Source organism: Nocardia sp. NPDC004722 (genome assembly GCF_053601505.1).
On the sequence record NZ_JBSGBY010000256.1, the window covers coordinates 1 to 11,255 of the forward strand.

The 11,255-nt window shown below is 68.0% G+C and carries 11 protein-coding genes; 9 read left to right on the forward strand and 2 right to left on the reverse strand.

What is annotated here, in order from left to right; all coding sequences use genetic code 11:
- Positions 1 to 2,015: ATP-binding protein (locus ACWELQ_RS23855; RefSeq protein WP_452399265.1), on the reverse strand; the 2,015-nt coding region annotated here is incomplete at its 3' end.
- 339 nt (positions 2,016 to 2,354) lie between these two features.
- On the opposite strand from ACWELQ_RS23855, the gene ACWELQ_RS23860 reads away from it, so the two are divergent.
- The 7 genes from ACWELQ_RS23860 to ACWELQ_RS23890 all read left to right on the forward strand — a co-directional run bounded on the left by ACWELQ_RS23860 (position 2,355) and on the right by ACWELQ_RS23890 (position 9,448).
- A complete protein-coding gene (locus ACWELQ_RS23860) occupies positions 2,355 to 4,481 on the forward strand; it encodes an AMP-binding protein (protein ID WP_452399266.1) in 2,127 nt (708 codons plus the stop codon).
- 127 nt (positions 4,482 to 4,608) lie between these two features.
- Positions 4,609 to 4,995, forward strand: a complete 387-nt coding sequence (locus tag ACWELQ_RS23865; protein ID WP_452399267.1) for a hemophore-related protein — start codon at positions 4,609 to 4,611, stop codon at positions 4,993 to 4,995.
- A gap of 25 nt (positions 4,996 to 5,020) precedes the next feature.
- Complete coding sequence (locus ACWELQ_RS23870) at positions 5,021 to 5,728, forward strand: response regulator transcription factor (protein WP_452399268.1); 708 nt, start codon at positions 5,021 to 5,023, stop codon at positions 5,726 to 5,728.
- On the forward strand, positions 5,725 to 7,137 hold the full coding sequence (locus tag ACWELQ_RS23875; protein WP_452399269.1) for a sensor histidine kinase: 1,413 nt from the start codon (positions 5,725 to 5,727) through the stop codon (positions 7,135 to 7,137). Before ACWELQ_RS23870 ends, ACWELQ_RS23875 begins: the two co-directional genes overlap by 4 nt.
- A gap of 26 nt (positions 7,138 to 7,163) precedes the next feature.
- The gene (locus tag ACWELQ_RS23880) at positions 7,164 to 8,324 is read left to right on the forward strand and encodes a YhgE/Pip domain-containing protein (protein WP_452399270.1); all 1,161 of its coding nucleotides are present in this window, start codon (positions 7,164 to 7,166) and stop codon (positions 8,322 to 8,324) included.
- A gap of 150 nt (positions 8,325 to 8,474) precedes the next feature.
- Positions 8,475 to 8,759 (forward strand): hypothetical protein, encoded by a 285-nt coding sequence (locus tag ACWELQ_RS23885; RefSeq protein ID WP_452399274.1) that lies wholly within the window; start codon positions 8,475 to 8,477, stop codon positions 8,757 to 8,759.
- A 53-nt stretch (positions 8,760 to 8,812) separates the two neighbouring features.
- Positions 8,813 to 9,448, forward strand: coding sequence for an RDD family protein (locus tag ACWELQ_RS23890; protein WP_452399271.1), 636 nt, complete (start codon positions 8,813 to 8,815; stop codon positions 9,446 to 9,448).
- Positions 9,449 to 9,842: 394 nt separating this feature from the next.
- On the opposite strand, the gene ACWELQ_RS23895 is transcribed toward ACWELQ_RS23890, so the two are convergent.
- Positions 9,843 to 10,205, reverse strand: a complete 363-nt coding sequence (locus ACWELQ_RS23895) for an FKBP-type peptidyl-prolyl cis-trans isomerase (protein ID WP_452399272.1) — start codon at positions 10,203 to 10,205, stop codon at positions 9,843 to 9,845.
- Between the two features lie 92 nt (positions 10,206 to 10,297).
- Between ACWELQ_RS23895 and ACWELQ_RS23900 the strand changes: the two genes are divergently transcribed.
- Together ACWELQ_RS23900 and ACWELQ_RS23905 are read left to right on the forward strand one after the other, a co-directional pair.
- Complete coding sequence (locus ACWELQ_RS23900; protein WP_452399273.1) at positions 10,298 to 11,101, forward strand: TrmH family RNA methyltransferase; 804 nt, start codon at positions 10,298 to 10,300, stop codon at positions 11,099 to 11,101.
- The coding region (locus ACWELQ_RS23905) for a DUF2537 domain-containing protein (protein WP_452399275.1) at positions 11,098 to 11,255 on the forward strand (158 nt) is incomplete at its 3' end. The genes ACWELQ_RS23900 and ACWELQ_RS23905, both read left to right, overlap by 4 nt.

An 11,255-nucleotide genomic window follows, 5' to 3' on the forward strand; every position in this document is an offset into this window, starting at 1 on the left:
GCCGTGCGGGTGACCGCGCGCATCTGCATGGAGGCGGCGGCGCCGGCCTGGTTGCCCGCACCCTGCGCGGCCGGAGCCGGCTGCGGGCGCTGCGGCGCGTCCTGCGGCTGCGGCGGCACCGAGATGGCGCCGCCCGCCGCCACGATCAGCGGCTTGGGCACGTGCACGGTGACGGTCACACCCGGATCGCGGGCGGTGTCGAAGGTGGGGCGCAGGCGCACGGTCAGGCCGTGGCGCTCGGCCAGGCGGCCGACCACGAACAGACCCATGTGGCGTGCGGTGTCCGGGCCGACCTCGGCCACGGCCTCGAGTCGGCGGTTGATCTCGGCCATCTCGGCCGGGGGCATACCGATGCCGCGGTCGGCGACCTCGATCAGCAGACCCTGATCGTGGGCCTGGGCGAAGGTGAACTTGACGTCGGTCTCCGGCGGAGAGGCGCGCAGCGCGTTGTCCAGGAGCTCGGCGAACAGGTGCGCGAGGTCGGAGGCGGCGGGCTCGACGAGCGAACCACGCGGGGTGGCACCCAGTTTGACGCGTTCGTAGTCCTCCACCTCGGAGATGGCGGCACGCAGCACGTCGGCGATCTCGACCGGCGCGGACTTGGTCCGGCGCTGTTTGGTGCCGGCCAGAATGAGCAGGTTGTCGCCATTACGCCGCATACGGGCGGCGAGGTGGTCGAGGCGGAAGAGGTTCTCGAGCAGGCGCGGGTCCTTCTCGTCGTACTCCATCGCCTCGATGAGCGAGAGCTGATGGTCGACAAGGGACTTGGAGCGGCGGGCCAGGGTCTCGAACATGTCGTTGACCTGGGTACGCATGGCGGCCTGGTCGGCCGCGAGGCGCAGCGCCTGACCGTGGATGTCGTCGACGGCGCGGGCGAGCTGACCGATTTCCTCATCGGTGTGCACCGGCATCGGTTCCAGCGGAACGTCTTCGGGGTCCGCACCGTCACGCAGCGCGGAAACTTCCTGGCCGAGGTCGTATTCGGCGACGCGCAGGGCGGCCAGGCGCAGGCGGCGCAGCGGGACGATCATCGCGCGCGCGATCAGCACGGCCAGCGCCATGGCGCCGAGGATGGTGGCGATGACGATGATCGAGTAGCGAATGGCGTCCGAGCGGGCGGTGGAGGCCAGGTCGTCGACTCGGGAGACGATGTCCTTGGTCGAGTTGGTGGCGATGGTCTGATAGCTGTTGATGCTCGCGACCAGCGAGTCCTTCAGCTCCGCCACCGGCAGCTGCCCGGCCTGCGCCTGCGGTCCGTTGACCAGCTGCACGCGGGTGTCGGCGCCGCGCTGCAGATCGGCGATGATCTGGTCGCCGTCCTGGAAGCGGTGCGCGAGCACGGCGAGCATCTGCCGCTCGGTATTGACGCCGATCTGGATGTCCTTGAGACCATCCTTCGGATTGTTGCGTAGGGCCTCGGCCATGCCGGCGACCTCGTTGAACAGCATCCAGCGCGAGTTGAGCGAGTCGACCAGGCGCAGCTTGGACTGGTCCACGGACTTGTCGGCGACGGTGGAGACGATGTTCTCCACGGTCTTGACGCTGTTGCCACGAATGCGTTCGACCGCCGCGACGGTGTCCGGAATCGAGGAGGACGGGGCCAGGCCCTGCGCCCGGATCTTCTTGGCGCCCAAGATCATCTCGTCCAGCGCCTGACGGGCACTGGGCAGGTCACTCAGCCGTGAGGAGGCCTTCTCGGCGAAGGAGATGGCGGTATCCAACTGCGCGAGCTCGGGGTCCGACGTCAGCGACTGGGTCGGGCCCAGCATGACCATCTGTCCACCCGCGACCTGCGCCGCGTCCGCACTGAGACCGGTGATCGCCGGGATCACCCCGACATGGTCGGTCGCCGTGGAGAGTCGGCTGGAGTCGGCGAACTCCGCCGAGATCCTGGACGCTCCAAGCACAACGGCGACCAACAGCGGCACGGCGAGGACCGCCGTAACCTTCCATCGCAGGTCCCAGTTGCTCAGCGCCCAGCGCTTATTGCTGCCGGACCTAGCGGCGTCACGCATCTCCCACTCACTTTCCAAACTGGCCCCAGCCACGCGCCATCAGCGAGCCTCCGCGATCGCACGCTTGGCCCGTCAGACGGAGCTGGCCGAGAACGGCGGCTGGCCGAGAAATTGCGTCCATGACGGCCGAAATATGTGACATGCGATTCTAACGGATCAATAACTTCTTGTGTGACCTCTTGGCAACCACCGGTCCCTGACCAGCCATTTGCAGGCAAAATCAAAGGTCGCGGCGTCCGCCCGGACGTCGCGTGAAGTCTGCCACAATCAGGTCGATCTATCGAGGCGGGCATCTCAGCGCATCTCAAGGACAACAGGCGGAGCTAGGGAGTCACCGGGTTGAACGCGAAGCACGAGTACCGACCGGCGTATCAGCTGAGCCTGGTCGATCCCTCGGAGTTCTGGCGCACCGCGGCCGATGCCATCAGCTGGGATGTGCCTCCCACCCAGATTCTCGATACCGCGGCCCGTCCGACGGCGCGCTGGTTTCCCGACGCTCGCCTCAACACCTCCTACAACGCGCTGGATCGGCATGTGCGCGAGATCACAACTCCCGACGGCACTTCCGGCGGTCAGGAGGGAGGTCGCGCCGAACAACCGGCCCTAATATACGACTCGGCTATGACCGGGTCCAGGCGGATCTACGCATATCGGGAACTGCTCGACGAAGTCGCCCGATTTGCCGGTTCCATGCTGCGGCTGGGCGTCAAGACCGGTGACCGTGTCGTCATCTATATGCCGATGATTCCCGAAGCCGTGATCGCCATGCTCGCCTGCGCCCGCATCGGCGCGGTGCATTCGGTGGTCTTCGGCGGCTTCGCCGCCCACGAGCTCGCGGCCCGCATCGACGACGCCGAACCTGTGCTGATTATCACGGCCTCCGGCGGGCTGGAACCCGGCCGCCGCATCGAATACCCGCCCATCGTGCTGGCCGCCCTCGACCTCGCGCAGACCACGGCGCCCAGAACCGTACTGGTCAAGCAGCGAGAAGGCTTCCCCACCATTCGTTTTCCCGCCGAGCAGGCCGCCACCGAGCATCTGCCCGCCTCCAGCGAGAGCATCGCCGCCCGCTGGCTCGATTGGGACCAGGCGCAGATCGGGGCCGAACCGGCCGAGCCGGTGTCGCTGGCCGCGACCGATCCGCTCTACATCCTCTACACCTCCGGGACCACCGGGAAGCCCAAGGGCGTGGTGCGCGACAACGGCGGGCACGCGGTCGCGATGGCCTGGTCCATGCGCAATATCTACGAGGTCGGTCCGGGGCAGACCATGCTCACCACCTCCGATATCGGCTGGGTGGTCGGGCACTCCTACATCGTGTACGCGCCACTGCTGGTCGGCGCGACCACCATTCTTTACGAGGGCAAGCCGATCGGGACGCCGGACGCGGGCACCTTCTGGCGGCTGGTCGACGAGTACAAGGTGGACGTGATGTTCACCGCACCCACCGCGCTGCGGGCCATCCGCCGCGCCGATCCGGACGCGGCCACCGCGCACCGGCACGACCTGTCCTCGCTGCGGGCCCTGTTCTGCGCGGGCGAGCGGCTGGATCCGGCCACCTACGAATGGTCGGTGGAGACCCTGCTCGCCGACTATCCGGACTGCCCGGTCGTGGACCACTGGTGGCAGACCGAGACCGGCTGGCCGATCTGCGCCAATCCGCTCGGGCTGCAGCAGCTTCCGATCAAGGCCGGTTCGGCCTCGGTGCCGGTGCCCGGCTACCGGCTGCGGGTGCTCGACTCCGAGGGCAATGCGGTCGCCCCTAATACAGAAGGAAACATCGTCATCGGGCTGCCGCTGCCGCCCGGCACGCTGACCACCCTGTGGCGCGACGACGCCCGCTACGAGCGCTCCTATCTCTCCGCCTATCCCGGCCACTATCTGACCGGCGACTCCGGGTTCTTCGACGAGGACGGCTACCTGTTCGTCCTGGGTCGCAGCGACGACGTCATCAATATGGCGGGCCACCGGCTTTCGGCGGGCGGCATCGAAGCGGCCATCTCCGGGCATCCGGCGGTCGCCGAGACCGCGGTGGTCGGCATCCCCGACGAACTCAAGGGCCAGCGCCCGATCGGCTACGTGGTGTTGAAGACCGGCGTCGACCTGGAGCCGGAACGGTTGCGCGCGGAGATCATCGAGCGGGTCCGCGAACGGGTCGGCGCCATCGCGACGCTCTACGACGTGGTCGCGGTGACCGCCCTGCCCAAGACCCGCTCCGGAAAGATCCTGCGCCGCACCATGCGCCAGATCGCCGCGGGCGACTCCTACGAGGTGCCGCCCACCATCGACGACGCCGCCATGCTGCCCACCCTGGAGAAGCAGATCCGCGACGCGGTCACCCTGATGGAGGACAAGGAGAGCATCGCCGCCGCCGATGCCGCCGCGGCCTTGACCATGCCGATCCGCCGCATCGACCCCGCCGAAGTCGATACGACCGCGGTGGATCCGGCCGCTCCCACCTCCTGAGGTCCCTCAGAGTTCTTTCAGAGAGCGCTCATCGCGGTCCCAACCGGGTGGTTTAACGTCGGGCGGGCGCGGATCGTCAGGTCCGCAGCCGGAACCCGGCCCCCGCCGGGTCAAGAAAGGCTGATGAATGAGCTTCGTTCGTAATCGCCGTGCCGGGGTGCTCTTCGGAGCCGGTGCGGTCGCCGCCGTAGCCCTCGCCCTCGCGCCCGCCACCGCGTCCGCCTCCCCGACGGATCTGGTTGCGCCGCTGCTGAATTCGACCTGCAGCTTCGCGCAGGTGGACGCCGCCCTGCACGACAAGGCCCCGGCGCTGGCCTCGATGCTGGATCAGAACCCGGACACCAAGGCCGAATTGAAGGCCAAGTTCGATCAGAGCCCCGCGCAGCGCAAGGCCGAGGTCGACCAGTACCTGGCCGACCACCCGGACGCCGCCAACCAGGCCGCTTCCGACCCGCGTGCCGGTGGCATCGCCGCCACCATCCAGCAGGTCGCCGACGTCTGCAACAACTACTGAGGTCACGGCTGCCAGAATGGAGACCGTGGCCGAACGCAGCGAGGTACCCACAGTCCTGGTTGTCGATGACGACGAGGACGTCCTCGCCTCGGTCGAGCGCGGGCTCCGGCTGTCGGGCTTCCGGGTGGTGATCGCCCGGGACGGGGCGGCGGCGCTGCGCAGCGTCAACGAATCCGCCCCGGACGCGGTCGTTCTCGATATGAACATGCCCGTGCTGGACGGCGCGGGCGTGGTCACCGCCCTGCGGGCGATGGGCAACGAGGTCCCGATCTGCGTGCTGTCGGCGCGCAGTTCGGTCGACGACCGGATCGCGGGCCTGGAGTCCGGGGCCGACGACTATCTGGTGAAGCCGTTCGTGCTCGCCGAACTGGTCGCCCGGATCAAGGCGCTGCTGCGGCGGCGCACCGACGCGCCCGCCTCCGCCATTCCGGGCGCGATCACGGTGGGCCCCTTGGAGGTCGACGTCGCCGGGTATCGCGCCCTGTTGAACGGCGTCGAGATCGAGCTCACCAAAAGGGAATTCGAGCTGCTGTCCACGCTGGCCCGCAGCGCCGGCGTGGTGTTGAGCCGGGAGCGGCTGCTGGAACTGGTGTGGGGCTACGACTTCGCCGCCGACACCAATGTGGTCGACGTCTTCGTCGGCTATCTGCGCCGCAAGCTGGAGGCCGACGGCAGCCCGCGGCTGCTGCACACCATCCGCGGCGTGGGCTTCGTGCTGCGAGCACCCAAATGAAGTGGGCGGCAGGCGCTTTCAACAAGAGCGACAGGAGCGTCGGCCGCCGCTGGTCCTACACCCTGCGGTTGCGTGTCGCGGCCGCGGCGGCGCTGGGCGCGACCATCATCGTCGCGATTCTGAGCTGGATCACCATCTACGCGATCGGCCGCAGCAATATGGCGCAGGCCGACGAGCAACTGACGATGGTCTCGCGTCTGGTGCTCATCCAGCCGGTGTTCGCCGTCAATGTGGTCGAACTGCTCGCGCCCAACAAGGAAATGGCGCTGACGGTGCGCTTCGCGGACGGCTCCGTGTCCAGTACGGCGGTGCAGTTGCCGCCGCTGCCGGTCGGCCGGGTCACCGTCGACGTCGACGGCAACGCCTACCGGGTGCTCACCACCACCGAGGCGCAACCGCCCGGACGCGTGGTGTCGCTGGGCATTCCGACCAATCAGACCGAGCAGACCATTCACGAGCAGCGGCAGTGGGTGTATCTGGCCGCGGCGCTGGCGGTGACGGCCTCGGCCGGATTGGGCTGGCTGCTGGGCGGCCGCGCGGTGCGACCCATCGTGAAACTCACCAAGGCGCTGGACGAGCGCGGACCCGGCGGCGAGCCGAGAACCCCGCTGGCCGTGGACGGTTCGGGGGTGAAGGAGGCCGACAAACTCGCCGAGGCCGTCAACACCATGCTCGAACACGTGGACCGGGCGCAGGCCGAGACCGCCGCCGCGCTCGAGACCGCCCGCGACTTCGCCGCCGTCTCCGCGCACGAACTGCGCACCCCGCTCACCGCCATGCGCACCGACCTCGAGGTGCTCAGCACCCTGGATCTCGACGAGGAACAGCGCCGCGAGATCCTCACCGATCTGCAGCGCGGCCAGAATCGGGTGGAGACCACCCTGGCCGCGCTGGAACGGCTGGCCGCCGGTGACCTCACCAATGAGCGCGACCACGTGGTCACCGATGTGGCCGAGCTGTGCGACACCGCCGCCCACGACGCCATGCGGCACTTCCCGCAGTTGAAGGTGTACATCGACACCGATGCCGAACTGATCACCCGCGGGCTGCCCACCGGGCTGCGGCTGGCGGTCGACAATGCCCTCACCAACTCGGCCAAGCACGGAGGGGCGACCGAGGCGGTCGTCTCCGCGCATCGCCGACCCGGTGGGTTCATCGTGATCGCGGTCGACGACAACGGGCGCGGCCTGCCCTTCGACGAGCGGGCCGCGGTGTTCGAGCGATTCTTCCGCGGCAGTCAGGCCGCCAAGGGCGGTTCCGGGCTGGGGCTGGCGCTGGTGGCGCAGCAGGCCCAATTGCACGGTGGTCGTGCGTATTTCGAGGACAGCAGGCTGGGCGGGGCGCGGCTGGTGCTGGAATTGCCGGATCGACCGGTCTTTACCGAACTCTCAGACCTTCATCAGAGGTAGCGCCATGGGAGACCTCTACGGTCTGAATGGTGTTCGGAAAACGCACCCGCTGGGTCCTGATCGTCCTGCTGCTCGCCGCCGCGGTCACCGCGGGCACCCTCAGTGTGCTGCGGCTGCGCTCCGCGCCCACCGCGGTCGCGCTGGTCAGTAAGGACAACGGGCCGCTGGGCGCGCGCATCGCCAAGGAACTGCAGGACAGCACGAACCGGCACTGGGACGTGGTGGCCGAGGCCGACACCAAGGATTACGCGGCGGTGGTCACCCTGCCCGCGGATCTGACCGCCGACATCAAGTCGCTGGCCACCGACAAGCCGAAGAAGGCGCAGGTCACCGTGGCCACGCACCAGCGGGCCGACGCGAACCTGGTCAACGACGCCGTGAACGAGGTGACGAAGAAGATCAGCGCGGCCGGGCTGGACACCCTGTTCTCGACCATGAACACCGCGCGGCTGCAGGTCTCGCAGATCGCGGGGACCTCGCAGTTGCTGAGCGCGGGCGTGCAGGCCGCCGCCGACGGCGCGTCGCAGTTCTCCGGCGGGGCCGATCAGATGATGGACTTCCTGAATCAGGCGAAAGCCGGTGCGGGACAGCTGACCTCCGGCATCGACGCCCTCAACGGCACCCTGTCGGCCGCGACCACGCAGGCGAATCAGCTTGCCACGGCGCTGGATTCGACCGGGGTCACGATGGGGCAGGTCGCCCAGTCGGCGGGCGCGTTGTCGGGCGGGCTCAATCTGGTGGTGCCGCTGTTGCAGGCGCTGCCGTTCGCGAATGATCCGCAGCTGGCGAGTGTCATCACCCAGTTGCAGGCGCTGCAGAACATCGCCAATCAGGCGGATGCCCAGTTGAGCGGTTTCGCGAATCTGACCGGCACGCAAGTCACTCCGGATACCAAGGTGGGGCAGCTGCTGCGCGATGCCGCGAGCAGGCTGAACGACGCGAGCGCGCAATTGAATCAGGGCGCGTCGCTGGCGCAGCAGATTCCGGCCATCGCCGATCAGGCGGGGACCCAGCTGGTCGCGGCCATGCAGGCGCTCACGGGCGGCGTGACGCAGTTGCAGTCGGTCACGAAAGTACTGGGCAACCAGACAAATCAGGCGCTCGGCGCGCTCCCCCAGCTCGGAGTGCCGCAGCAGGTGGCCATTTCGGCCGCCCTGTCCGACCCCGTCGACATCATTCGCGAATAACGTTCGCAAACAATTGGCAACAATCGGCGGTTCACCGGGTTACACTGTGCCCGAATTGCTCTAATCGACCCGTTTCGGAATCTCGTCCGCTCTATCCGTTCCCCTGGCTTCACCCAGCGCCCCGGTACCGGAGAGGAAACGATCGTGAGCATGCTGATGGCCGCGCACGACATGTATGGCACGGTTCTGGCCCAGATGGGTAATCCCACCGCGGAAACCCCGCCCATGGCCGACAAGATGATGAAGATGTTCCGCTACTTCACCTGGTTCACCCAGATGTCCGGAATCGCGGCGATCACGTACGGCGGCGGGCGCTTCGCCTGGGAGAAGTGGGGCGGCGGCTCGGCCTCCCCGAAGATGATCGCCAACGCCATGATGGGCGGCGCGGTCGCCACCAGCGGTGGAACCATCATGAATGCCGTCGTAGGTTCGTAATTCAGGAGACAATGCGGGGGGCAATACCCCCGCATCCCCCTGGGGAGGATCCGATGACGTACGGCAACGATCCCTACTCGCAGCAGCCGCAACAGCCCGGCTACGGACAGCAGCCACCGGGATTCGGGCAGCAGCCCCCCGGCGGATATCCGGGCCAGCCCGGCGGGTATCCCGGTCAGCCCGGCGGGTATCCGCCCGGCTACAACGCCTTTCCGCAACAGCCCTATGCCAGTTGGGGTGCGCGGGTGGGCGCGTTCCTCGTCGACCGATTGATCATCGGCGTGCCCGCCGCGATCTTCTACGGGATCGGCTTCGCGATCGGCTCGAAGGATATGAACTGCGTCAACGACTCCACCGACTCCTCGTACAGCACGTCGTGCTCGGGCGGCTTGTCCGCCGGTGGCCTCGTGCTGATCCTCATCGGTGCGCTCATCGCGTTCATCGGCGGGCTGTATTTCATCTACATGGAAGGCACCAGCGGCCAGACCCCCGGCAAGAAGATGCTGGGCATCAGGCTGATCCGCGAGGCCGACGGCCAACCCCTCGGCTTCGGCATGGCCTTCGTCCGCCAGCTCTGCCACATCGTCGACAGCCTGGCCTGCTACCTCGGCTGGCTCTGGCCCCTCTGGGACGCCAAACGCCAGACCTTCGCCGACAAGATCATCAGCAGCATCGTGGTGAAGGTGTGAGGTAACTGGGGGCGAGCCCCCAGACCCCCAAAAAGAGGGTGCGGGGGCCCAGCCCCCGCGCCCCCGGACACCGCGGCGCACGCCCGGGACCCCGAAAGCTCCCGCGGCCCACCCGAAACCGGAAACTCCGAGGCCATCCCGGGTCCGAACCTCCCAGGGCCTCGCTCCGGATACACGGGACCGTCGGCGCCGGGGCCATCCCGGGTCCGAAGCCCCAGGGGCTTCGCTCCGGATACCAGGGAGCGTCGGCGCCGGGGCCATTCCAGGTCCGAAGCCCCAGGGGCTTCGCTCCGGATATCCGGGAGCGTCGGCGGCGTACGCCCCCACCCAAACACCATGCCCGCCCGCACTTTCCAGTGCGGGCGGGCATGTTTTGTCTGTTCGACGCGCAGCGTCAGTTCAGTACGTCGACCAGGTCGATGACGAAGACCAGGGTCTTGCCGGAGAGCTGGTGGCCGCCGGACTCGCCGTAGGCCAGCTTCGGCGGGATGGTGAGCTGGCGGCGGCCGCCGACCTTCATGCCCGGGATGCCGTCCTGCCAGCCCTGGATCAGGCCGCGCAGCGGGAAGGTGATCGATTCGCCGCGGTCCCACGAGGAGTCGAACTGCTCGCCGGTGTCGTACTCGACGCCCACGTAGTGCACGGTCACGTTGTCGCCCGGCTTGGCTTCCGCGCCGTCGCCCACTGCGAGGTCCTTGATCACGAGCTCAACGGGGGCGGGGCCGTCCTGAAACTCGATTTCCGGCTTGCTGCTCATGGGCTGTCCTCTTCATGTGGATCGGGATCGGGGTCTCGATCACCCTATGCCCCGAAGAATCACCCGGCCGCAGCGGAGGCAGAATTGGGCCGATGGCCGAAGTAATCCCTATCGACGATCCCGGCGATCCACGGGTCGCCGATTTCCGTGATCTCAACAATGCCGATCGGCGGCCCGACCTGCCCGGCGGCAAGGGTTTGGTGATCGCCGAAGGCGTCGTCGTCGTGCAACGAATGCTGGCCTCCCGGTTCACGCCGTTCGCGTTGCTAGGTGTCGAACGCCGATATGAACAGCTGGAAGCCGATCTCGGCGGAATCGATATTCCGTATTACCAGGCCAGCGCCGAGGTGATGGCGCAGGTGGTGGGATTCCATTTGAATCGGGGCGTGCTCGCGGGCGCATACCGGCCGCGGGAGCTCACCGTGGACGAGGTGCTGGCGCAGGCGCGCACGGTCGCCGTGCTCGAGGGCGTCAACGATCACGAGAACATCGGCTCGATCTTCCGCAATGCCGCCGGATTGGGCGCGGACGCCGTACTATTCGGCGACCGCTGCTCGGATCCGCTGTACCGGCGCGCGGTGCGCGTGTCCATGGGGCACGTGCTGCGCGTCCCGTTCGCCCAGCTGCCGCCCTTTCCGGACGGTCTGGACGTGCTGCGCGACAAGGGTTTCCAGATCATCGCGCTGACCCCGAATCCGAAGGCCGACACCCTCGCCACCGCCATGACCGGCGACCGGGTCGCCCTGCTGCTCGGCGCGGAGGGCCCCGGTCTCACCGAGGAGACCATGCGGGCCAGCGATACTCGCGCCCGCATCCCGATGACGCCGGGCACCGATTCGCTTAATGTGGCGACCGCGGCCGCCATGGCCTTCTACGAGAGAGTGCGGACCCAGTGAGCCATCCACCCGACGGACCCTATGGCTATGGCTATTCCGAACCGACCCCGTGGGGCACCGGGATCGCCACCGTGGTGCTGGTGGCCGCGTTGACCGCGGCGGGCGTCTACGCCTTCGGGGCGGCGCTGGCCCAGGTGCATCCGGCGCTGTCGGT

What these genes read in the sequence shown, in the direction of transcription:
- ACWELQ_RS23865 (WP_452399267.1), top strand. Translation starts at nt 4,609, where the DNA reads ATGAGCTTCGTTCGTAATCGCCGTGCCGGGGTGCTCTTCGGAGCCGGT.
- ACWELQ_RS23875 (WP_452399269.1), top strand. Translation starts at nt 5,725, where the DNA reads ATGAAGTGGGCGGCAGGCGCTTTCAACAAGAGCGACAGGAGCGTCGGC.
- ACWELQ_RS23880 (WP_452399270.1), top strand. Translation starts at nt 7,164, where the DNA reads ATGGTGTTCGGAAAACGCACCCGCTGGGTCCTGATCGTCCTGCTGCTC.
- ACWELQ_RS23885 (WP_452399274.1), top strand. Translation starts at nt 8,475, where the DNA reads ATGCTGATGGCCGCGCACGACATGTATGGCACGGTTCTGGCCCAGATG.
- ACWELQ_RS23890 (WP_452399271.1), top strand. Translation starts at nt 8,813, where the DNA reads ATGACGTACGGCAACGATCCCTACTCGCAGCAGCCGCAACAGCCCGGC.
- ACWELQ_RS23895 (WP_452399272.1), bottom strand. Translation starts at nt 10,205, where the DNA reads ATGAGCAGCAAGCCGGAAATCGAGTTTCAGGACGGCCCCGCCCCCGTT.
- ACWELQ_RS23900 (WP_452399273.1), top strand. Translation starts at nt 10,298, where the DNA reads ATGGCCGAAGTAATCCCTATCGACGATCCCGGCGATCCACGGGTCGCC.